This window comes from Streptomyces sp. NPDC059477 (assembly GCF_042749375.1).
GTDB lineage: Bacteria > Actinomycetota > Actinomycetes > Streptomycetales > Streptomycetaceae > Streptomyces.
The window spans coordinates 26,560-48,568 of sequence record NZ_JBHYUG010000046.1; the positions used below are offsets into that span (position 1 = coordinate 26,560).

17 protein-coding genes are annotated in these 22,009 nt (G+C 71.2%); 11 read left to right on the plus strand and 6 right to left on the minus strand.

Annotation, left to right across the window (positions count from 1 at the left end):
- Window positions 1-102 precede the first annotated feature (102 nt).
- Both ACFXAZ_RS22845 and hemC read left to right on the plus strand, forming a co-directional pair.
- Complete coding sequence (locus ACFXAZ_RS22845) at window positions 103-879, plus strand: NPP1 family protein (protein ID WP_384594174.1); 777 nt, start codon at window positions 103-105, stop codon at window positions 877-879.
- Between the two features lie 63 nt (window positions 880-942).
- Window positions 943-1,878: a hydroxymethylbilane synthase gene (gene hemC / locus ACFXAZ_RS22850; RefSeq protein ID WP_384594177.1), complete on the plus strand. Its 936-nt coding sequence runs from the start codon at window positions 943-945 to the stop codon at window positions 1,876-1,878.
- Between the two features lie 24 nt (window positions 1,879-1,902).
- Here the strand turns inward: hemC and ACFXAZ_RS22855 are convergent, their stop codons facing one another.
- The 4 genes from ACFXAZ_RS22855 to ACFXAZ_RS22870 all read right to left on the minus strand — a co-directional run bounded on the left by ACFXAZ_RS22855 (window position 1,903) and on the right by ACFXAZ_RS22870 (window position 4,796).
- Window positions 1,903-2,424 (minus strand): hypothetical protein, encoded by a 522-nt coding sequence (locus tag ACFXAZ_RS22855; protein ID WP_384594180.1) that lies wholly within the window; start codon window positions 2,422-2,424, stop codon window positions 1,903-1,905.
- 236 nt (window positions 2,425-2,660) lie between these two features.
- A complete protein-coding gene (locus tag ACFXAZ_RS22860; protein WP_384594182.1) occupies window positions 2,661-3,521 on the minus strand; it encodes an ABC transporter permease in 861 nt (286 codons plus the stop codon).
- Window positions 3,481-4,320, minus strand: a complete 840-nt coding sequence (locus tag ACFXAZ_RS22865; protein WP_384594185.1) for an ABC transporter ATP-binding protein — start codon at window positions 4,318-4,320, stop codon at window positions 3,481-3,483. The genes ACFXAZ_RS22860 and ACFXAZ_RS22865 overlap by 41 nt, the downstream gene beginning before the upstream one ends.
- The gene (locus tag ACFXAZ_RS22870; protein WP_384594188.1) at window positions 4,317-4,796 is read right to left on the minus strand and encodes a MarR family winged helix-turn-helix transcriptional regulator; all 480 of its coding nucleotides are present in this window, start codon (window positions 4,794-4,796) and stop codon (window positions 4,317-4,319) included. The genes ACFXAZ_RS22865 and ACFXAZ_RS22870 overlap by 4 nt, the downstream gene beginning before the upstream one ends.
- A 278-nt stretch (window positions 4,797-5,074) precedes the next feature.
- On the opposite strand from ACFXAZ_RS22870, the gene ACFXAZ_RS22875 reads away from it, so the two are divergent.
- Together ACFXAZ_RS22875 and ACFXAZ_RS22880 are read left to right on the plus strand one after the other, a co-directional pair.
- Window positions 5,075-5,851 carry a SigB/SigF/SigG family RNA polymerase sigma factor gene (locus ACFXAZ_RS22875; protein WP_384594191.1) on the plus strand — a complete coding sequence of 259 codons (777 nt, stop codon included), beginning with the start codon at window positions 5,075-5,077 and terminating at the stop codon, window positions 5,849-5,851.
- Between the two features lie 484 nt (window positions 5,852-6,335).
- Complete coding sequence (locus ACFXAZ_RS22880; RefSeq protein WP_384594194.1) at window positions 6,336-7,142, plus strand: VOC family protein; 807 nt, start codon at window positions 6,336-6,338, stop codon at window positions 7,140-7,142.
- 10 nt (window positions 7,143-7,152) lie between these two features.
- On the opposite strand, the gene glgX is transcribed toward ACFXAZ_RS22880, so the two are convergent.
- Window positions 7,153-9,318 carry a glycogen debranching protein GlgX gene (gene glgX, locus ACFXAZ_RS22885; protein ID WP_384594278.1) on the minus strand — a complete coding sequence of 722 codons (2,166 nt, stop codon included), beginning with the start codon at window positions 9,316-9,318 and terminating at the stop codon, window positions 7,153-7,155.
- A 68-nt stretch (window positions 9,319-9,386) separates the two neighbouring features.
- Window positions 9,387-9,899, minus strand: coding sequence for a pep a2 (locus ACFXAZ_RS22890; protein WP_384594197.1), 513 nt, complete (start codon window positions 9,897-9,899; stop codon window positions 9,387-9,389).
- 304 nt (window positions 9,900-10,203) lie between these two features.
- On the opposite strand from ACFXAZ_RS22890, the gene ACFXAZ_RS22895 reads away from it, so the two are divergent.
- From ACFXAZ_RS22895 to ACFXAZ_RS22925, 7 genes are all read left to right on the plus strand, one after another.
- Window positions 10,204-10,500 (plus strand): DUF5133 domain-containing protein, encoded by a 297-nt coding sequence (locus ACFXAZ_RS22895; RefSeq protein WP_382679259.1) that lies wholly within the window; start codon window positions 10,204-10,206, stop codon window positions 10,498-10,500.
- 94 nt (window positions 10,501-10,594) lie between these two features.
- Complete coding sequence (locus ACFXAZ_RS22900; RefSeq protein WP_384594199.1) at window positions 10,595-12,619, plus strand: alpha-1,4-glucan--maltose-1-phosphate maltosyltransferase; 2,025 nt, start codon at window positions 10,595-10,597, stop codon at window positions 12,617-12,619.
- A gap of 8 nt (window positions 12,620-12,627) precedes the next feature.
- Complete coding sequence (gene treS / locus ACFXAZ_RS22905; RefSeq protein ID WP_384594202.1) at window positions 12,628-14,346, plus strand: maltose alpha-D-glucosyltransferase; 1,719 nt, start codon at window positions 12,628-12,630, stop codon at window positions 14,344-14,346.
- Window positions 14,347-14,374: 28 nt separating this feature from the next.
- Complete coding sequence (locus tag ACFXAZ_RS22910) at window positions 14,375-15,847, plus strand: maltokinase (protein WP_384594205.1); 1,473 nt, start codon at window positions 14,375-14,377, stop codon at window positions 15,845-15,847.
- Between the two features lie 5 nt (window positions 15,848-15,852).
- Entirely contained in the window at window positions 15,853-18,165 is a 2,313-nt protein-coding gene (glgB, locus tag ACFXAZ_RS22915) for a 1,4-alpha-glucan branching enzyme (RefSeq protein ID WP_384594208.1), read from the plus strand.
- A 143-nt stretch (window positions 18,166-18,308) separates the two neighbouring features.
- Entirely contained in the window at window positions 18,309-20,213 is a 1,905-nt protein-coding gene (locus ACFXAZ_RS22920) for an AMP-dependent synthetase/ligase (protein ID WP_384594211.1), read from the plus strand.
- A gap of 105 nt (window positions 20,214-20,318) precedes the next feature.
- Window positions 20,319-21,692 carry an NAD(P)/FAD-dependent oxidoreductase gene (locus tag ACFXAZ_RS22925; RefSeq protein WP_384594214.1) on the plus strand — a complete coding sequence of 458 codons (1,374 nt, stop codon included), beginning with the start codon at window positions 20,319-20,321 and terminating at the stop codon, window positions 21,690-21,692.
- Window positions 21,693-22,009 lie beyond the last annotated feature (317 nt).

Consider the following 22,009-nt stretch of genomic DNA (forward strand, 5'->3'; position numbering starts at 1 on the left):
CCTCTTGGCGCGGAGGGTGCGGCGGCGGCACTCTGAAGCCCCCTTGAACTTCCCTTCCCCCCACAGTCGTTGGGCTGCCCCTTCGAGCTTCGAGGAGACGCCGTGTCGTCGCAGAAGTCCTCCCTCCACCCCAGGCGCTGGCTGACCGGTCTCGCCGGTGCCTTCGCCCTCGTCCTCGCCTTCCCCGCCACCGCGCTCGCCGCCCCGCCGCCCGGACTCCCCGCCAACGCCGACGGGTTCGAGCAGACGTTCCAGCCTGCCTACGACTACGACACCGACGGCTGCTACTCCACACCGGCCATCGGCACGGACGGCACGGTCAATCCCGGCCTCAACCCGACCGGCGCGCTCAACGGCAGCTGCCGGGACTCCTGGGACCTGGACAACACCAACGGCTACTCGCGCTACAAGTGCAACAACGGCTGGTGCGGCATCGTCTACGCGCTGTACTTCGAGAAGGACCAGGCCCTGCCCGGCGTCAGCCTGGGCGGCCACCGCCACGACTGGGAGCATGTCGTGGTGTGGGTGCAGGACAACCAGGTGAAGTACGTCTCGACGTCCAACCACGGCTCGTTCACCGTGCACAACGCGTCGGCGATCCGCTTCGACGGCACCCACCCGAAGATCGTCTACCACAAGGACGGCATCAGCACCCACTGCTTCCGCGCGGCCGGTACCGGCGACGAGCCGCCGGAGAACCACGAGGGCGCCTGGCAGTTCCCGCCGCTCGTCGGCTGGAACGGCTACCCGGCCGGTATCCGCGACAAGCTGACGTCGTACGACTTCGGCAGCGCCAACTTCGGCCTCAAGGACAGCAGCTTCAACTCCCATCTGTCGTCGGCCAAGCCGGCCGGGATCGCGTTCGACCCGAACGCCTGACGGGTCCCCGCGAAGTACGGCGGCGACGACCGGGACCGGCAGGGGACCCACTATCGTGTCCCCATGCCGGTCCCCGAACTGATCCGCGTCGTCTCCCGCGACTCGCCGATGGCGCTCGCCCAGGTGGAGCGGGTGCGCGCCGAGTTGCGCGTCCTGCACCCGGATGTCCGTACCGAGGTCGTGCCGGTGAAGACCACCGGCGACAAGTGGCTGGGCGATCTGTCCCAGGTGGAGGGCAAGGGCGCCTTCACCAAGGAGGTCGACGCGGCGCTGGTGGCCGGTCAGGCCGATCTCGCCGTGCACTGCGTCAAGGACGTGCCCGCCGACCGGCCGCTGCCCGCGGGCACGGTCTTCGCCGCGTTCCTGAAGCGTGACGACATCCGGGACGCCCTGGTCCATCCCGGCGGGCTGACGCTGGACGCGCTCGCGCCGGGCACCCGGATCGGCACCTCCTCGGTGCGCCGGGTCGCGCAACTCGCCGCCACCCGCCCCGATCTGGAGTGCGTGCCGTTCCGCGGCAACGCCAACCGGCGGCTGGAGAAGCTCGCGGCCGGGGACGCGGACGCGCTGCTGCTCGCGGCGGCCGGTCTGGAGCGGATCGGGCGGCCCGACGTGATCAGCGAGGTGCTGTCGCCGGACACGATGATGCCGCCCATCGGCGCGGGCATCCTGGCGCTCCAGTGCCGTGAGGGCGACACCGACGTGATAGACGCGGTCAGCGCGCTCGGCGACCCGGACACCCATCGCGAGGCCACCGCCGAGCGGATGTTCCTGCATGTGCTGCAAGGGCACTGCAACAGCCCGATCGCCGGTTTCGCCCGCGTCGACGCCAGCGGGGAACTGTCCCTGCGGGCGTGTGTCTTCACCCCGGACGGCAAGACCCGGCTCAACGCGCACGAATGGGCGGGCCGGCTGGATCCGGCCACGCTGGGTACGTCGGTGGCGGTGGCACTGCTGCGGCAGGGCGCCCGGGAGATCATCGACGCCATCGCGCACTGAACCCCGGCCGCCGGGCGGGCCCCGTCAGGCGGTGCCCTCCTCCGCCTGACCGCGCAGGAAGTTGCTGACCTGGCAGGCGAGGCCCTCGTGGGCGGTGGCCGCGGCCGGGCCGGTGCCGTCCTCCTGGAGGCCGAGGCCGCCGGACCACATCCGGCGATCGGCCCACTCCTCGTCGATCCGCAGATGCACCTGGATGTCCACGCGCGCCAGCGCCGCCTCGGGTCCGGCGGCGAACAGGACGGCGGTGGCCCGGCGCAGCGGGTAGATGTCGTAGCCCTCGATGAACTGGGAGTTGCGCCAGTCGAGGAAGGCGCTCTCGCCATCGGGGCCGATACGGACGTCCAGCTGGCCGTCCTCCAGGTGGATACCGAAGCGCTCCGGGCCGCGGTTCTCGACGGTCACGCGCAGGCTGAAGTACGCCAGTCCCTCGGCGGCGGCGTCCCGTCCGCGCGGCGGCTCCTGCGCGTGCAGTCCGTGGACGCGGACGCGCAGGCCGGCATGCTCGTCGTACTCCTGCCAGTCCCCGACCACGTTCGGCTCGTACACTTTTTGCACCCCTCGCACTCCAAGAGCTGCTTCCTATCCGTGGGTCCAGCGGGCTGTCAAATAGGTAACTGGCGCTGTGATCAGGGAAAATCCGCTGGTGATCGGTGATCAAGCCCTGCCCAGGGAGAACTCCCCCGCGGGCCGGACGGCGTCCGGCCCGCACGTGCCGCACATCACGTCGGCGCGCCGGCAGGCGGGACGTCCGCGCACCGGCCGACGTGGCGTCGGCGCCGCCGTCAGCGGGCGAGCCGGCCGAGCAGCGAGGAGGCGGCGGCGATGCCCACGGCGGCGGCCACGGCCAGCACCCCGAAGTCGAGCGCGAGGTGCGAGGGCGTGCCGATCAGCAGCCCGCGCAGGGCGTCGACCTCGTAGCTCAGCGGGTTGGCCTTGCTGATCGCCTGGAGCCAGCCCGGCATGATGGCCACCGGGTACAGGGCGTTGGAGGCGAAGAACAGCGGCATGGTGATCGCCTGGCCGAAACCCATCAGCCGGTCCCGGTTGAGGACGATCCCGGCGATGGTCATCGACAGACAGGCGAAGAAGGCCGAGCCGAGGATGACGATCGCGGCGACGCCGAGCAGCTTGAGCGGGTTCCAGGTCAGGGAGACGCCGAGCAGGGCGGCGATGAGGATCACCACGACGGCCTGGATCAGCGCCTTCACGCCGGACGCGAACGCCTTGCCGGTGATGAGGGCGGCCCGGGGGGTCGGGGTGACCAGCAGTTTGTTGAGGATGCCCGCGTCGCGCTCCCAGATGATCTGGATGCCGTAGAAGATCGCGATGAACATCGCGGACTGGGCGATGATGCCGGGGGCCAGGAAGTCCGTGTAGGGGACGCCGCCGGTGGGGATCGCGTGGATCTGGGTGAAGGTCTGGCCGAAGATCAGCAGCCAGAGAGCGGGCTGGACGGCCCGGGTGTACAGCTCGGTGCGGTCGTGGCTGAGCTTTTGCAGCTCGACCGCGCACATGGCGACGACCCGGGCGGGCAGCAGCCGCCAGCCCGCGCGCGGTGACGGCGGCTTCAGCAGCAGATCGATGTCACCGGTGAGGGGGGCGTCAGCCGACACGGCCGGCGGTGCGGCGGGTGCTTCGGACATCGCGGAAACCTCCAGGCTCGTCTTCCAGGCCGCCGCCGGCGACGTCCCGGAAGACGTCCTCCAGCGTCGGCAGCGGACCGGTGGCGGATGCGGAGCCGGCCCGGCGGTCGGCCAGTCCGCGCCGCAGTTCGTCGGGGGTGCCCAGGGCGCGGACCCGGCCGTGGTGCATCAGGCCGACGCGATCGCAGTACTGGTCGGCCTCGTCCATGTAGTGGGTGGTGACCAGCACGGTCATGCCGGTCGCCTCGCGCACGGCGTTGATGTGCTCCCACACCCCGGTGCGGGCGATCGGGTCCAGGCCGATCGTGGGTTCGTCCAGGATCAGCAGGCGGGGCGCGCTGACCAGCGCCTGGGCCAGTTCGAGGCGGCGGACCATGCCGCCGGAGTAGGTGCTGGCGAGCCGGTCGGCGGCGTCGGCGAGACCGACGGCGCCGAGCGCCTGCCGGACCCGTTCGGCGCGTTCGCGGCGGGAGACGTCGTAGACGCGGGCGAACAGAGTGACGTTCTGGCGGCCGGTGAGGCCCGCGTCGGCGGACAGTTGCTGCGGAACGTAGCCGAGCATCCGGCGGACGCCCATCTTGTCGGTGGCCGAGTCATGGCCGAAGACATGGACCATGCCGGCGGGAACGGGCAGCAGGGTGGTGATGCAGCGGATCGCCGTGGTCTTGCCCGCGCCGTTGGGGCCGAGCAGTCCGAAGACCTCGCCCTCGCGCACGGTCAGGTCCAGGGAGTCCACGGCCTTGGTGTGACCGAAGGCGTAGGTCAGTCCGGTGCAGGAAACAGCGCTGTCGGTGGTCACGCGTCCTCCTCACGCAGGGTGTCGGTCAGCCGGCGCAGCGCCGGAAGGGCGGCGCGCAGGGCCTCGCGGTCGGTGTCGTCCAGGCGGGAGACCTGTTGCCGTACGAGTTCGGCGCGGCGTCCGCGCCAGTCCGCGAGCCGGGTCTCGGCGGCCGGGGTGGGCAGCAGCAGGGCGGCCCGGCGGTCGGCGGGGTCGGTCTCGCGGACCAGCCAGCCGTCCCGGGCCAGCTGGTTGACCAGTGTCGACACCGAGTTGCCGGCGAGGCCCAGTTTCTTGGCGGCCTCGGAGATCCGGATGCCGGGGTGGGCGGTCACCAGGCGCAGCAGCTCCACTTCGGCGCCGCGCAGCCGGGCGTCCGGCATCTCGGCGCGCACCCGGCGCCGGATCAGCCGCTGCACGCCGACCAGCGCGTCCGCGAGCTGCTCGGGGAAGGTGTCGATGCCGGTTTCCGGGTCGGTGTCGGTTTCCAGGTCCATGCCCATGTCCATATGAGCAACATTAGCTCTGCTACAGAGGTAATGCCCCAAGGGGAGGTCAAGAACGGTTCCGGTTTTCTTGGGGGTGGGCGGGAGACGGCCGGGGACGGCCGACCATCGGGAGTTTCACCCCTCCCTGGTGGGGGTTCGTCCGTTTCAGTGACGCTATGTCCGGGCATCGCCACCTCAGCGCTGCCCGGCACTGCCCGGCGCCTGCGCGACCCCGGTGTGGCCGGACCGCACCGCACCCGGGATCCCGGTGGAGGGAGGTGCGCCCCATGCGCGAGACCGCCAGGAACCAGCACCCGCACGACGACGCCCCCGACACCGCCGACGCGTTCGCCCGGCTCACCCGATTGCCGCAAGGACCCGCGCGCAAGGCTCTCCGGGACGAGCTGGTACGGGCCTGGCTGCCGATGGCCGAACGGATCGCGGTCGGGTTCCGGGGCCGCGGCGAGACCCTGGAGGATCTCTACCAGGTCGCCGCGCTGGGCCTGGTCAAGGCCGTCGATCACTACGACCCGGGGCGCGGCCACGCCTTCGAGGCGTACGCCGTGCCGACCGTCACCGGGGAGCTGAAACGTCACTTCCGGGACCATCTGTGGACGCTGCATGTGCCGCGCCGGATTCAGGAGCTGCGCAATCAGGTGCGGCGGGCCGCCGGGGAGCTGGCGCAGTCGGGCCGGTCGCCGACCGTTGCCGAGCTGGCCGCGCACACCGGCCTCGGCGAGGGCGAGGTGCGGGCCGGCCTGGAGGCGCTGGACTGTTTCACCGCCCTGTCCCTGGACGCCGAGCCGGCCGACGGCCACGCCCTCGCCGACATCCTGGGCGGAAGCGACCCGCGCTACGACACGGTGGTGGACCGGGTCGCCGTACGGCCGTGTCTGCGGGCGCTTCCCGAACGCGAGCGGACCATCCTCTACCTGCGCTTCTACCGGGGGATGACACAGCGCCGGATCGCCCAGCACCTGGGCATCTCGCAGATGCATGTCTCCCGGCTGCTCAGCGGCTGCTGCGCCCGGCTACGGGAGGAGGTGCTGGCGGAGACGGGGTGAACGACGGCGTGCGGGCGGGCCCGGCGGGGCCCGGAACCGATCCGGGTCGACACCGGGGGAACCACCGCGCGGGGACATCGTCGGCCGCCTCGGAACCCATCCGGCTCGACACCGGGGGGAACGACCGTGCGGGAACATCTTCGGCGGCCTTGGAACCCACCCGGCTCGACACCCAGGGGAACCACCGCGCGCGGACATCCTCGGCAGGCCCGGAACCCACCCGGCTCGACACCGGGGAACCACCGGGCGCGCCGCGGACGTGCTCGTCGGGTCCCGGAATCGATCCGGATGGGGAGCGGACGGTGATCGGATGATCAAACACGCCCGGCGGTACTCGGCGGCCCGGAACCGATCCAGTGGGAGACCGGATGAACGACCGCGCCGGGCGTGCTCGGCGGGCCCCGGAGGCGATCCGGACGGAGACTGGGGACTGACTGACCGGATCGGCCGAGGGCCGACGGCCGACGGGAGCAGGACGAGCGCCATGAATCAGCACCCCCCTACCCGCGCGAGGCCCGTGGCGGACGTCGTCACCACGCGGGCCGTCTTCGGTACGCCCTGCTGGGTCAGTCTGACCAGCCGCGATCTGGACACCACCGCCGCGTTCTACAGCGCGGTGCTGGGCTGGCGCTGGCGGCCGGCCACCCTCGGCGACCACTTCCGGATCGCGCTGGTGGACGGGGTGCCGGTGGCCGGGGTCGCCGCGGTGGCCGCGATGTGGCAGATGGCGGTCGCGTGGACGCCGTACTTCGCCGTGATCAGCGCGGACAAGGCCGTCGCCCGCGCCAAGGAGCGGGGCGGCACGGCGGCCGTCGGGCCGATCTCGCTGCCGCCGGGACGCGCGGCGCTGCTGGCCGACCGGGACGGGGCCACGTTCGGGGTGTGGGAGGGCGAGCTGGTGGGCCACTGGGAGGTGTGGCACCGCTCGGCACCGGCGTTCATACGGTTGCACACGCGGGACGCGTTCGACGCGGCGATCTTCTACGGCGAGGTCCTGGAGTGGGCCTCGGCCCGGCCCGGCTCCTGCGAGGTCCACTACGAGGGCGACGAGGTGGTGCTGCGCCGGGGCGGCGATGTGGTGGCCCGGATCAAGTCGGGCGCGCTGGGCGCCGCCCCCGATCCCACCATCCGCCCGCACTGGCAGGTCCACTTCGCCGTCACCGACATCCCGGCCTGTGTCCGGGCGGCCGAACTGCACGGCGGCAGCGTCCTGTCCACGGACCGCGAGAGCGCGATCCTGCGCGACCCGGACGGCGCCCAGTTCACGGTGACGTCCCAGCGCGGCCCGTAGCCGGACTCCGTCAGCAGCGGACCCGGGAGAGCAGCGTCAGGCTGCGCTCCCCCACGCTCACCACCGTGCCCGCCTTGTGCTCGGTCTCGTCCGGGGTGTTCTCCGGGTCGAAGGTGTCGATCAGGGTCGTCCAGTGGGCGCCGAAGGAGGCGTCGGGGAGCCGGAAGCGGACGGGCTCCCAGTGGGCGTTGAACAGCAGCAGGAACGAGTCGTCGACCACCCGGCGGCCACGCGGGTCCGGTTCGGCGATGGCGTCGCCGTTGAGGAAGACCCCGACGGTGTGGGCGTCGGCGCGCTGCCAGTCCCCCTCCGTCATCTCGCGGGCGTCCGGGGCCAGCCACACCAGGTCGGGCAGCGGCTGACCGGCGTGGGTGACGGTCTCGCCGCGGAAGAACCGGCGGCGGCGCAGTACCGGGTGGGCGGCGCGCAGGGCGATGAGCCGGCGGGTGAAGCCGAGCAGCGCCCGCCGCTCGCCGGTGAGCCGCCAGTCGACCCAGGAGACCGGGTTGTCCTGGCAGTAGGCGTTGTTGTTGCCGCCCTGGGTGCGCCCGATTTCGTCGCCGTGGCCGAGCATGGGGATGCCCTGGGACAGCAGCAGGGTGGCGAGGAAGTTGCGCTGCTGGCGGGCGCGCAGTTCCCGGACGGCCGGGTCGTCGCTCTCGCCCTCCGCCCCGCAGTTCCAGGAGCGGTTGGTGCTCTCGCCGTCGCGGCCGTCCTCGCCGTTGGCGTCGTTGTGCTTGTCGTTGTACGACACCAGGTCGCGCAGGGTGAAACCGTCGTGCGCGGTGACGAAGTTGACGCTGGCGCGCGGCCGTCGGCGGCTGTGCTGGTAGAGGTCGGAGGAGCCGGTGAGACGGGAGGCGAACTCACCGAGGGTGTGTTCCTCCGCCCGCCAGAAGTCCCGTACGGCGTCGCGGTATCGGCCGTTCCACTCCGACCACAGGGGCGGGAAGTTGCCCACCTGGTAGCCGCCCTCCCCCAGGTCCCACGGCTCGGCGATCAGTTTGACCCGGCTGATCACCGGGTCCTGCTGGATCAGGTCGAAGAACGCGGAGAGCCGGTCCACCTCGTGGAACTGCCGGGCCAAGGTGGCCGCGAGGTCGAAGCGGAAGCCGTCGACATGCATCTCGGTCACCCAGTAGCGCAGCGAGTCCATGATCAGCTGGAGGACATGGGGGTGGCGCATGAGCAGGCTGTTGCCGGTGCCCGTGGTGTCGTAGTAGTGGCCCCAGTCGCCGTCCACCAGCCGGTAGTACGAAGCGTTGTCCAGGCCCCGGAAGGAGAGTGTGGGGCCGTGTTCGCTGCCCTCGGCGGTGTGGTTGTAGACGACGTCGAGGATCACTTCGAGACCGGCCGCGTGCAGCGCCTTGACCATGGTCTTGAACTCGGTGACCTGATCGCCCCGGCCGCCGCCCGCCGCGTAGGCGTTGTGCGGCGCGAAGTAGCCGATGGTGTTGTAGCCCCAGTAGTTGGACAGCCCCTGGTCGGTCAGGACGCCGTCCTGGACGAACTGGTGGACCGGCATCAGCTCGACGGCGGTCACCCCGAGCGAGGTCAGATGCCCGGTCACCGCCGGGTGCGCGAGCCCGGCGTAGGTGCCGCGCAGTGCGGCGGGCACCTCGGGGTGGCGCATGGTGAGGCCCTTGACATGGGCCTCGTAGATCACGCTGTCCGCGTACGGCCGTTGCGGCGGGCGGTCGTCGCCCCAGTCGAAGTACGGGTCGGTGACCACGCCCAGCAGGGTGTGTCCGGCGCTGTCGCCGGGGTCGGGCCCGCGCGCCGCGCGCTCGTACAGCGAGGGGTGATTGTCGATCTGCCCGGCCACGGCGGTGGCGTACGGGTCGAGCAGCAGCTTGGCCGGGTTGCAGCGGTGGCCGGCCGCGGGGTCCCAGGGGCCGTGCACCCGGTAGCCGTAGCGCTGGCCGGGGCCGATGCCCGGCAGATAGCCGTGCCAGACGAAACCGTCGGCCTCGGTGAGGCGCACGGTCCGGGTGCGGGCGCTTTGGGACGCGCCACGCCGGCCGCTGCCGGCCCGGTCCCCGTCGCCCCCGCCCGCATCGTCGCCGAACAGTACGAGGTCGACCCGTTCGGCGACCTCGCTGAAGAGGGCGAAATTGGTGCCCTCGCCGTCGTAGGAGGCGCCCAGCGGATAGGGGTGACCGCTCCACACGGACAGCCCTTGCCTCTTCCCCCGGGGCGGGGACTTCTGTCGGGACGGGGGCCTGTCTCCGTACGGGGACCGTGTCACCACGCGCCCTCCAGGACGCCGCCCGACCGGGGCCCGGGTCCGGCGAGGCCGGCGACCGGGGTCGCGCGGGGCACCGGGAGGACCGCGCGCAGCCGGGGCCCGGGCGCGGTCGGCACCAGCGGGACCCGCTCCCCGTCGCGGGCCCGCTGCGAGAACCAGATGACTCTGCCGCCGCTGCCGGTGGCACAGCAGCCCCAGCCGTCGCTCATCGCGGCGATCCACTCCAGGCAGCCGCGCAGCTCCTGGTCCGGGCGCAGCTCGCCGCCGTTCTCGCCGATGGCGGTGATCAGATGCTGGCCGTTCCACCACAGCTCGATCGACGTCGTCTTGTCGGTGGCGTGGGCGTCGATGGCCTCCAGCAGCAGTCCGGTGTTGCCGCAGACCGGGTCGACGAGCGGGTCGAGATCCCAGTGACGCAAGTGGGCCGCCAGGATGCGCTGGACCTGTCCCACGCGCTCCGGGCTGACCTCCACATCGACGTGGTAGTAGCAGGGCACTGCACTCTTCATCGTGGTCGGCTCCTCACCCGCGGCGCTCCCGTGTCTCCCGGCCCTGGCGGACCCGGCCCCGAACACGAAACGTGAGCACCGATCGCTTCTGAGTAACTCCACAGTGCTTGCGCTAGGCCATTCGTGCAACACGAGCGCGCCTCCGACGCATCTGAGCGCACATTTGAGATAAATGCATACACATCTGAGATTGTTGAAGCTCCAACAAGACGCTGCGTCGCCGCGCGTGCACCATGAGTGAAGGCTTCGAGCGGCGCCCGAGGGTCGGGAGCGTGCCTTCGTCGCCCGGAAGGTGAACCGCGCCATGCTGCTACCCGCCAAGGCCGAGGTCACCCGGCAGTTGGGGCGGTACCGGGCCTGGGAACGGATGATGCTCGCCTCACCCGCCGATCGCGCGGTGCGGGCCGTCTTCGAGGACTCCGGCTATACGTTGTGCGTGCTCATGGGCAAGCGGTGTGCGCGGGAGGCCGCGGACGCCGCGGAGCGCTATCTGCGCACCACCCTGACCACGTACTTGCAGGAGCAGAACGGGCGTCGGCATCTCGGCCGGGCCGCCCGGCGGGGTCCCCCCACGGCCCTGCCCACCAGCGCGGGGAGGTAGTCACCCCCTGCGGGGAGGTAGTCATCTCCCCTCACGCAGTTCCCCAGCCGGGCCGCCGATGGGCCCGGCTTCGAGCACGACGGAGGTGAGGACCATGAGCGCGAGTCCGAGCATCGGACGCATCCCCGTACGGGACGTCCGCCCGGCGGTCGCGGGCGGCAGTCGCCCGGCGAAGGCGGTGGTGGCCGAGACCTTCCAGGTCACCGCCACCGTGTTCCGCGAGGGCCATGACGCCGTCGCCGCCAATGTGGTCCTCGTCGACCCCGAGGGCCGCCCCGGACCGTGGACGCCGATGCGTGAACTGGCCCCCGGCACCGACCGCTGGGGCGCCGACATCACCCCGGACGCCACGGGCCGCTGGACCTATGCCGTCGAGGCCTGGAGCGACCCCCTGACGACCTGGCGCAAGGCCGCCCGCATCAAGGTCCCGGCCGGTATCGACGCCGGACTCGTCCTGGAGGAGGGCGCCGAACTCCACGAGCGCGCGGCGGCGGGCGTCCCGGGCCGGGCGCGCCGGGCCACGGTGCTGCGCGCGGCCCACTCCCTGCGGGACGACGACCGGCCGGTCCTGGAGCGGCTGGCGGGGGCGCTGACGCCGGAGGTGGAGGCGGTGCTCGCCCGGTATCCGCTGCGGGAGTTGGTGACCGCGTCGGAGCCGTTGCCGCTGCTGGTCGAGCGGGAGCGGGCGTTGTTCGGGTCCTGGTACGAGTTCTTCCCGCGCTCGGAAGGGACCGCGGCCGAGCCGCACGGCACGTTCCGCACGGCCGCGCGCAGGCTGCCCGCCATCGCGGCGATGGGCTTCGACGTGGTGTATCTGCCCCCGATCCATCCCATCGGCACGACGTATCGCAAGGGTCCCAACAACACCCTCTCGTCGAGCCCTCGGGACGTGGGGGTGCCGTGGGCGATCGGGTCGCCGGAGGGCGGGCACGACGCCGTGCATCCGAGGCTGGGCACGGTGGAGGACTTCGCCCGGTTCGTGGACACGGCCAGGGGACTGGGCCTGGAAGTCGCCCTGGACTTCGCGTTGCAGTGCTCGCCGGACCACCCCTGGGTGGACAAGCACCCCCAGTGGTTCCACCACCGCCCGGACGGGACCATCGCCTACGCGGAGAACCCGCCGAAGAAGTACCAGGACATCTACCCCATCGCCTTCGACACCGACCTCGACGGCCTGATCACCGAGACCGTGCGGGTACTGCGGCACTGGATGACGGTGGGGGTGCGGATCTTCCGGGTCGACAACCCCCACACCAAACCCGTCGTGTTCTGGGAACGGGTCATCGGCGAGATCAACACCGCCGACCCCGACGTCATCTTCCTCGCCGAGGCCTTCACCCGCCCCGCGATGATGCACACCCTCGCCCAGATCGGCTTCCAGCAGTCGTACACCTACTTCACCTGGCGCAACACCAAGCAGGAGCTGACCGAGTACCTCACCGAACTGTCCGGCGAGACGGCCTCCTACATGCGGCCCAACTTCTTCACCAACACCCCGGACATCCTGCACTCCTACCTCCAGCACGGAGGCCGCCCCGCCTTCGAGACCCGCGCCGTCCTCGCCGCCACCCTCTCCCCCACCTGGGGCATCTACTCCGGCTACGAACTCTGCGAGAACACCCCCCTCAGGGAAGGCAGCGAAGAGTACCTGGACTCCGAGAAATACCAGCTCACCCCCCGCGACTGGGACACCGCCGAACGCGAAGGCCGCTCGCTGGCCCCCCTCATCACCCGGCTCAACGAGATCCGGCGAAGCCACCCGGCCCTCCGGCAGCTACGCGATCTCCACTTCCACACCACGGACAACGAGTCCGTCATCGCGTACAGCAAGTGCGCGGGCGACGACCGGATCCTGACCGTCGTCAATCTCGATTCCCACCAGGTCCAGGAGGCCACGGTCTTCCTGGACCTGCCCCGGCTCGGCCTGGCCGAGGGCACGGCCCTGACCGTCCACGACGAACTGTCGGGCGAGACCTACACATGGGGCGGCGCCAACTATGTGCGCCTGGAACCCGGCCGGACCCCGGCCCATGTGCTGCACGTACTACGACAAGCACCGCACACACCACACGCACCGCAGGCCGGCCCGGCGTCCGCAGCATCGCGAAACGGAGGGTGACCCGCCCCATGACAGTCAATGAGCCCGTTCCGGACACCTTCGAGGACACCCCCGCGAAAGACCGGGACCCGGAATGGTTCAAGCGCGCCGTCTTCTACGAAGTCCTCGTCCGCTCCTTCCAGGACAGCAACGGCGACGGCGTCGGCGACCTCAAGGGCCTCACCGCCAAGCTCGACTACCTCCAATGGCTGGGCGTCGACTGCCTCTGGCTCCCCCCCTTCTTCACATCCCCCCTGCGCGACGGCGGCTACGACGTCTCCGACTACACCGCGGTCCTGCCCGAGTTCGGCGACCTCGCCGACTTCGTGGAGTTCGTGGACGCCGCTCACCAGCGGGGCATGCGCGTCATCATCGACTTCGTCATGAACCACACCAGCGACCAGCACATGTGGTTCCAGGAGTCCCGCAAGGACCCCGACGGCCCCTACGGCGACTACTACATGTGGGCCGACGACGACAAGCAGTACCCCGACGCCCGCATCATCTTCGTCGACACCGAAGCCTCCAACTGGACCTTCGACCCCGTCCGCAAGCAGTACTTCTTCCACCGCTTCTTCTCCCACCAACCCGACCTCAACTACGAGAACCCGGCCGTCGTCGAGGAGATCCTCTCCGCCCTCAAGTTCTGGCTGGACCTGGGCATCGACGGCTTCCGGCTCGACGCCGTCCCCTACCTCTACGCCGAGGAGGGCACCAACTGCGAGAACCTCCCCGCCACGCACGCGTTGCTGCGGCGGGTGCGCAAGGAGATCGACGCCCACTACCCGGACACGGTCCTGCTGGCCGAGGCCAACCAGTGGCCCGAAGACGTGGTCGACTACTTCGGGAACTACGCGACCGGCGGCGACGAATGCCACATGGCGTTCCACTTCCCCGTCATGCCCCGCATCTTCATGGCCGTCCGCCGGGAATCCCGCTACCCGGTGTCGGAAATCCTCGCCAAGACCCCGGCCATTCCCGCCACCTGCCAGTGGGGCATCTTCCTGCGCAACCATGACGAACTGACCCTCGAAATGGTCAGCGACGAGGAACGCGACTACATGTACGCGGAATACGCGAAGGACCCGCGTATGCGCGCCAACATCGGCATCCGCCGCCGACTCGCCCCGCTCCTCGACAACGACCGCAACCAGATCGAACTCTTCACCGCCCTCCTCCTCTCCCTCCCGGGCTCACCGATCCTCTACTACGGCGACGAGATCGGCATGGGCGACAACATCTGGCTCGGCGACCGCGACGCCGTCCGCACCCCCATGCAATGGACCCCCGACCGCAACGCCGGCTTCTCCTCCAGCGACCCCGGACGCCTCTTCCTCCCCACGATCATGGACCCCGTCCACGGCTACCAGGTCACCAACGTCGAGGCATCCATGTCCTCCCCCTCGTCGCTGCTCCACTGGACCCGCCGGATGATCGAGATCCGCAAACAGAACCCCGCCTTCGGCCTCGGCACCTACACCGAACTCCCCTCCTCCAACCCCGCCGTCCTCGCGTTCCTGCGCGAGCACGAGGACGACCTGGTGCTGTGTGTCAGCAACTTCTCGCGGTTCGCCCAGCCCACCGAGCTGGATCTGCGGGAGTTCGACGGACGCCATCCGGTCGAACTCTTCGGCGGGGTGCGTTTCCCGGCCATCGGTGAGCTGCCCTATCTGCTGACCCTGGGGGGGCACGGCTTCTACTGGTTCCGGCTCACCCGGGTGGCATCCCGTATCGGCCGTCGACTGTGAGCGTGCGCCGCCGAAAGGACGCGTCACCATGCCGAAGACCGCTTTTCCGCACCCGGACGCCAGCGGACTCGCCCGGCCCATGGCCTCCCTCGACGGGCTGCTGCGCGACTGGCTGCCACGGCAGCGCTGGTTCGCCGGCAAGGACCGGCCCGTCACGGAGCTGCGGCTGCTGTCGATGACCGAGCTGTTCCCGGGCTGTCTGCATCTGCTGGTGCACGCGGGACACGCGGGCGGCCCCGGCGCCGGGCACGGCCAAGTGCCCTCGCCCGGCGGCACCCCACCGCCCGGGGACTGCTACCAACTGCTCCTCGGCGTGCAGCAGCATCTGTCACCACGTCTGGGCCGGGCGCTGATCGGCACGACCCAGGAGGGTCCGCTGGCCGGACTCGTGGTGTACGACGCCCTCCAGGACCCGCGCTCGGCCCAACTGCTCCTGGAACGGCTGCGGCACCCCGGCACGGCCGGCCCGCTGCGCTTCGAGGCGGACCCGGCCGTACGGATCCCGCCCGCGCTGCCGCCCCGGCTGCTGGACGCGGAGCAGTCCAACACCTCCCTGGTGTACGGGGACGAGTTCATCCTCAAGGTGTTCCGGCGGATCCAGCCCGGCGTCAATCCGGACCTGGAGGTGACCGGCGCGCTGGCCCGGCAGGGGTGCCGCCGGGTACCGACCCCGGCGGCGTGGTTCCGTACCACTCAGCCCTACGGCGCCACGCTGGGCGTGCTCCAGCCGTTCCTGCGGGACGCGTCCGACGGCTGGACCCTCGCCCTCGACGCGCTGGCCACCGGCCAGGACTTCGCCACGCAGGCCGGCGAACTGGGCCGGGCGACGGCCGAGGTGCATCTGTCGCTGGCGGCGGCGTTCCCGGTGGGCGGCGACGCGGGGGCGGGCGGTGCGACGGCTGATGCCGGTCCCCTCGGCAGTGCCGATGCGGCCGATATGGCTGATGTGGTCACCGGACCCGGCGAGAGCGGTGGGCGTACGGCGGCGGCGATGGCCGAGCGGCTGGACGCCGCCGCGCACAGCGTGCCCGCGCTGCGGCCCTATGTACCGGGGCTGCGGTCCGCGTTCAGCGCGCTGGTCAGCTGTGACGCCGGGCCGCCCGCCCAGCGGATCCACGGGGATCTGCATCTGGGGCAGGTGCTGCGGGCGGGCCGGGAGTGGTTCGTCATCGACTTCGAGGGCGAGCCGTCGCGTCCGCTGGCCGAGCGGCGCAGCCCGCACTCCCCCGTCCGGGACATCGCGGGCATGCTGCGCTCCTTCGACTACGCGGCCCGGCAGCGCCGCCCGTGGCGTCCGGAGTGGGCCCGTCGCTGCCGGGAGGCGTTCTGCGCGGGCTATGCCGCCGGGTCCGGCTGGGACCCCCGAAAGAAGCACGCGCTGCTGCGTGCCTACGAGACAGACCGTGCCGTATATGAGGTGCTGTACGAGGCCCGGCACCGCCCCGACTGGCTGGCCGTACCGATGGCGGCCATCGAGCGGCTCGCCGTGAGAGGAGACTGAAAGCCGTGGCATTGCGCGACACCTCTTTGCCGGAGCCGTCCGGACCGGCCAGGTCCCCGGCGCCCCGACCGTCCAGGTCCCCGGCGCCCGGACCGTCCAGGTCCCCGGCGTCCGGACCGACCGTACCGACCGCGCCGGTCACGCCGACCGCACCGGTCACCCCGGTCCAGGAGGCACCCGGTCTGTCCCCGGAGGACCGGGGGCGGCTGCTGTCCGGCTCGCATCACGACCCGCACGCGCTGCTGGGCGCGCATCCGGTGCCGGGCGGGGTGGTGTTCCGGGCGCTGCGTCCGTTCGCCCGCGCGGTGGACGTCCGGATCGGCGAGCTGCGCCACCCGCTGGTGTCCGAGGGCGACGGCCTGTTCGCGGCGCTGCTGCCGACGGCCGGGATCCCGGCGTACACGCTGGTGGTGTCGTACGACGAGGGCGAGCAGGAGACGCACGACCCGTACGGTTTCCTGCCCGCGCTCGGGGAGCTGGACCTGCATCTGATCCGCGAGGGCCGGCACGAGCAATTGTGGAAGGCGCTGGGCGCCGAGCCGATGACCCATGAGGGGGTGACCGGCACCCGCTTCACGGTCTGGGCGCCGAACGCCCAGGGGGTCCGGGTGGCCGGCGACTTCACCTGCTGGGACGGCACGGCGTTCCCGATGCGCTCGCTGGGCGCGTCCGGGGTGTGGGAGCTGTTCCTGCCCGGCATCGGTGAGGGCGCCCGCTACAAGTTCGAGATCACCGCCCGCTCGGGCGGCCGTTTCCTCAAGGCCGACCCGATGGCCCGCCGCGCCGAGGTCCCGCCCGACACGGCGTCGATCGTGCACGCGTCGCACTACGAGTGGGGCGACGAGCGGTGGCTGGCCCACCGCGACGATCTGCCGGTGCACGAGGCCCCGTTCTCGGTGTACGAGGTGCACCTGGCGTCCTGGCGCCCGGGGCTGACGTACCGGGAGCTGGCGCGGGAACTCCCGGCCTATGTGAAGGACCTGGGCTTCACGCACGTGGAGCTGATGCCGATCGCCGAGCACCCGTTCGGCGGCTCCTGGGGCTACCAGGTCACCGGCTTCTACGCGCCGACCTCGCGGCTGGGCACCCCGGACGACTTCAAGCACCTGGTGGACGCCCTGCACCGGGCGGGCATCGGCGTGATCATGGACTGGGTCCCGGCGCACTTCCCCAAGGACGACTGGGCGCTGGCCCGGTTCGACGGGGAGCCGCTGTACGAGCCCGGGGACGCCCGACGGGCCGAGCACCCCGACTGGGGGACCCTGGTGTTCGACTACGGCCGGGTCGAGGTGCGCAACTTCCTGGTCGCCAACGCCGTGTACTGGTGCGAGGAGTTCCATATCGACGGGCTGCGGGTGGACGCCGTGGCGTCGATGCTCTACCTCGACTACTCGCGGGACTCGGGCCAGTGGACGCCGAATGTGTTCGGCGGCCGGGAGGATCTGGACGCGGTGGCGTTCCTGAAGGAGCTGAACGCGACCGTGTACCGGCGGGTGCCCGGGATCGTCACCATCGCCGAGGAGTCCACCGCCTGGGACGGCGTCACCCGCGCCACGGACGGCGGCGGTCTGGGCTTCGGGCTGAAGTGGAACATGGGCTGGATGCACGACTCGCTCCAGTACATGTCCCATGAGCCGGTCCATCGCAAGTACCACCACCACGACATGACGTTCTCGATGGTCTACGCCTACAGCGAGAACTACGTCCTGCCGATCTCGCACGACGAGGTGGTGCACGGCAAGCGCTCCCTGGTGTCGAAGATGCCGGGCGACTGGTGGCAGCAGCGGGCCGACCACCGCGCCTACCTCGCCTTCATGTGGGCCCACCCGGGTAAGCAACTCCTCTTCATGGGCCAGGAGTTCGCGCAGGGCGCCGAGTGGTCGGAGGCGCACGGGCCGGACTGGTGGCTGCTGGATCAGGGGTACGGGGCAAGGGCCGACCACCGGGGGGTACGGGACCTGGTGCGCGACCTGAACACCGTCTACCGGCGTACGCCCGCCCTGTGGCAGCGTGACACCGACCCGGCCGGGTTCGAGTGGCTCATCGGGGACGCGGCCGACGACAACGTCTTCGCGTTCGTACGGCGCGCGGCCGACGGCACCCCGCTGATCTCCGTCAGCAATTTCTCCCCGGTGGTCCGGCAGGGCTACCGGATCGGGGTCCGCGACGCCGTCCCGGCCTGGACGGAAGCCCTCAACACGGACGCGTCGCGGTACGGGGGCGGCGGGGTGAGCGCCGAGGGGCCGCTGAAGCCGCAAGCGGGCCATATCACCCTGACGCTGCCGCCCTTGGCGACCCTCTGGCTGCGGCCGGTCTGAGGGGGGCGGGGACGCGCAGGTCACAACCGACTCTCAGTTGTGTTTTCGGGTGACGCCCCGCACGGGAACCGGCTAGATTCCGACCACCGGTGATAACCGAGCCCGTCGGCGCAGTCACCCCCCGTACACCTCTGGAGCAGCGCATGCGCGAGAGGGCCCTCGCTCCCTCGGCCGGTCCGCCCCTCACCGCCGGCCTCGCCGACAGTGTCTTCCGCAAGGCCGACGAGGACCCCACCCTGCCGGTCCTCGCCCGTCGCCCCGACCCGGCCGCGCAGGTCTGGCAGGACGTGACGGCGGTGGAGCTGCGGGACCAGGTCCTGGATCTGGCCAAGGGGCTGGTCTCCTGCGGGATCAGCCCGGGCCACCGCGTGGCGATCATGTGCCGCAATCGGTACGAGTGGACGGTGTTCTGCTACGCCCTGTGGGCGGTGGGCGCCGAGGTCGTGCCGATCCATCCGGCGTCCTCGCGCGACCAGATCGCCTGGATCCTGCGGGACGCCGCCTGCTCCGCCGTGCTGGTCGAGGACGAGCACGGGGTGATGACGGTGGGGTCGGTGTGCGCGTCGCTGCCGACGCTGCGCCATGTGTGGCAGCTGGACGCGGAGGCCGTCGAGCAGATCGTGGCGCGCGGCACGCTCATACCGGCCACGACGGTGGACTCGCTGCGCCGGATCGTGCACCCGGACTCGACGGCCGCGATCACCTACACCTCGGGCACCACCGACCGTCCGCTGGGCTGCGCGATCAGCCACCGGGGCCTGGCCCACCCGTGCGATGTGCTCCTCGACGGCTGGGGCGGTACGGCGGCGGCGCCCGGCGAGCAGGCGCGGGTGCTGGCGTTCCTGCCGTTCTCCCATGTGTACGGGCTGATGGTGCAGACCCTGTGCGTCCGGGGCGGGGTGCGGTTGGCGCACGAGCCCGAACTCACCCAGGCGGCACTGTCCGCGGCCCTGCGCTCCTTCCGGCCGACGTATCTGTATCTGGTGCCGTCGCTGCTGGAGAAGATCTACAAGAATTTTCTGCGGGTGGCCCAGCAGGCCGGGCGGGGCGCGGTGTTCGAGCGGGCCGCGGAGACGGCACGGGCGTACGCGGCGGCGAGCGAGCGGCAGCGGCTCGGGCGGGGGTCGGGCCCCGGGCTCGATCTGCGGCTCCAGCACGCCCTGTACGAGCGGACGGTGTACCGGCGGCTGCGGGCCGCGCTGGGCGGCCGGGTGCTGCGGGGTGGCTCGGGCGGCACGCCCCTCAACCGTGATCTGGCCCTGTTCTACGAGGGCATCGGCATCCATGTGTCCGACAGCTACGGGCTGACGGAGACCAGCGGCGCGGTCACCATGCAGCCGCTGGGCCGGGAGAAGTCGGGCACGGTCGGCCAGGCGCTGCCCGGCATGGAGATCGCGATGGCGCCGGACGGGGAGATCGTGGTGCGCGGTCCGTCGGTGTTCCACGGCTATGTGAACGACGAGCGGGCGACCCGCTGGGTGCTGCGCGGCGGCTGGCTGGCCACCGGGGATCTCGGGTATCTGGACGGCGACGGCTATCTGACGATCACCGGCCGCAAGAAGGACGTCATCATCACGGGCGGCGGGACGAGTGTCTCGCCGTCGGCGCTGGAGCACCGGATGCGGGTGCATCCGCTGATCCATCAGGCGGTGGTGGTCGGGGACGGGCGGCCGTGCGTGGGTGCGCTGATCACCCTGGACCCGGATTTCCTGGCGCACTGGCGGACGGCGCTGGTGTGGCAGAGCGGGGCGCCGGGGCACGAGGACCGGGAGGAGAACGCGCTGCGCGAGGAGGTGGGGCGGGCGGTGGCGGCGGCGAACAGCGCGGTGTCGCGGGCGGAGTCGATCCGGGTGTTCCGGGTGCTGCCCCGGCCGTTCGCCGTGGAGGACGGGTTGCTGACGCCGTCGATGAAGCTGCGCCGGGACGCGATCGTGCGGCACTACGCCGCCGAGATCGAGGCGATGTACGAGGCAAGGTCGCGCCCGCCGCGTTCGGTGACCCGGGAGGACCCGCTGAGCTGGGACGACGCCGACAACGTCTTCCGCTGACCACCCGCTCGCGGCCCGTACCCGGCGCACAACGTCCCCAGGGCGTGCATCCTGGTCGGTGAGGCAGTCCCCGTCCCCCCTGGACCCGCGGAAGGGAAGGACACCGTGACACGACCCAGGATCCTGGTCGTCGGCGCAGGCTTCGCCGGAGTGGGCTGTGTGCGCCGGCTGGAGCGCAGGCTCGGTCCGGACGAAGCCGATGTCACCCTGGTGACCCCGTTCTCCTACCAGCTCTATCTGCCGCTGCTGCCGCAGGTCGCCTCCGGTGTGCTGACACCGCAGTCGATCGCGGTGTCCCTGCGGCGCAGCGGCAAGTACCGCACCCGGATCATCCCGGGCGGCGCGATCGGCGTGGATCTGCGGTCCAAGGTGTGTGTGATCCGCACGATCACCGACCGGATCGTCGACGTGCCGTACGACTACATCGTGCTGGCCCCCGGCAGTGTGACCCGCACCTTCGACATCCCCGGTCTGATCGACCACGGCTACGGCATGAAGACGCTGGCCGAGGCCGCCTACATCCGGGACCATGTGATCGCCCAGCTCGATCTCGCCGACGCCAGCCAGGACCCGGCCGAGCGGGCCTCACGGCTCCAGTTCGTGGTGGTGGGCGGCGGCTACGCGGGCACCGAGACGGCGGCCTGTCTGCAACTGCTGACCAGCAACGCGGTCAAGCGCTATCCGCGGCTCGACCCGGGCCTGATCAAGTGGCATCTCATCGACATCGCGCCGAAGCTGATGCCGGAACTGGGCGACAAGCTGGGCCTCAGTGCCCAGCGGGTGCTGCGCGAGCGCGGGGTGGAGATCTCGCTGGGTGTCTCCATCGCCAAGGCGCGCGCCCGGGAGGTCACCTTCACCGACGGCCGGGTGGTCCCCACCCGCACGCTGATCTGGACGGCCGGGGTGGTGGCCAGCCCGCTGATCGCGACGCTCGACGCGGAGACCGTGCGCGGACGGCTCGCGGTGAACGCCGAGCTGAATCTGCCGGGGTACGACGGGGTGTTCGCGCTGGGCGACTCGGCGGCGGTGCCGGATCTGGCCCAGGGCGAGGAAGGGGCGGTCTGCCCGCCGACCGCGCAGCACGCCATGCGGCAGGGCCGCACGGCCGCCGACAACGTCATCGCCACGCTGCGGGGCGTGCCCATGACCCCGTACCGCCACAAGGATCTGGGGCTGGTGGTCGATCTCGGCGGGAAGGACGCGGTGTCCAAGCCGCTCGGTGTGGAGCTGCACGGGGTGGCCGCCCAGGCGGTGGCCCGGGGCTACCACTGGTCGGCGCTGCGCACCAATGTGGCCAAGACCCGGGTGCTGACCAACTGGATGCTGAACGCGGTCGCGGGCGACGATTTCGTGCGGACCGGCTTCCAGAGCCGCAAGCGGGCCAAGCTGGGCGACTTCGAGTATGTGCACGCGTACCTCACGCCGGAGCAGGTGCGGGAGCGCACGGAGGGTGGGGCGGATGTGGCGGGGAGGTCATGACCCCAGACGGACGTGGCGGGGAGGTCATGACCCCGGCCGGACGTGGCGGGCAGGGCGTGGCCCTGTCCGGACGTGACTCCCCTCACCCCTTATGACGGTAATTATGTGAAGTTCTGGTGCATGGTTTATCGTTCACCCATACGTGGTCATGGGGTCGACCGGAGCCGTCCCCCATGCGCCACCGCTTACGGCCCTGGCTGGCCACCCCCGTCCAGCCAGGGCTTTTTCATACCCGTGTGCCGGTGGTGGGCGCCAAGGTGCCCGGGGCGCCGGGAGCGGCTGAAATGGGCATAGGGACAGCACGGAACGCCATCCCG

What these genes read in the sequence shown, in the direction of transcription:
- hemC (WP_384594177.1), top strand. Translation starts at nt 943, where the DNA reads ATGCCGGTCCCCGAACTGATCCGCGTCGTCTCCCGCGACTCGCCGATG.
- ACFXAZ_RS22860 (WP_384594182.1), bottom strand. Translation starts at nt 3,521, where the DNA reads ATGTCCGAAGCACCCGCCGCACCGCCGGCCGTGTCGGCTGACGCCCCC.
- ACFXAZ_RS22870 (WP_384594188.1), bottom strand. Translation starts at nt 4,796, where the DNA reads ATGGACCTGGAAACCGACACCGACCCGGAAACCGGCATCGACACCTTC.
- ACFXAZ_RS22875 (WP_384594191.1), top strand. Translation starts at nt 5,075, where the DNA reads ATGCGCGAGACCGCCAGGAACCAGCACCCGCACGACGACGCCCCCGAC.
- ACFXAZ_RS22880 (WP_384594194.1), top strand. Translation starts at nt 6,336, where the DNA reads ATGAATCAGCACCCCCCTACCCGCGCGAGGCCCGTGGCGGACGTCGTC.
- ACFXAZ_RS22890 (WP_384594197.1), bottom strand. Translation starts at nt 9,899, where the DNA reads ATGAAGAGTGCAGTGCCCTGCTACTACCACGTCGATGTGGAGGTCAGC.
- ACFXAZ_RS22895 (WP_382679259.1), top strand. Translation starts at nt 10,204, where the DNA reads ATGCTGCTACCCGCCAAGGCCGAGGTCACCCGGCAGTTGGGGCGGTAC.
- ACFXAZ_RS22900 (WP_384594199.1), top strand. Translation starts at nt 10,595, where the DNA reads ATGAGCGCGAGTCCGAGCATCGGACGCATCCCCGTACGGGACGTCCGC.
- treS (WP_384594202.1), top strand. Translation starts at nt 12,628, where the DNA reads ATGACAGTCAATGAGCCCGTTCCGGACACCTTCGAGGACACCCCCGCG.
- ACFXAZ_RS22910 (WP_384594205.1), top strand. Translation starts at nt 14,375, where the DNA reads ATGCCGAAGACCGCTTTTCCGCACCCGGACGCCAGCGGACTCGCCCGG.
- ACFXAZ_RS22920 (WP_384594211.1), top strand. Translation starts at nt 18,309, where the DNA reads ATGCGCGAGAGGGCCCTCGCTCCCTCGGCCGGTCCGCCCCTCACCGCC.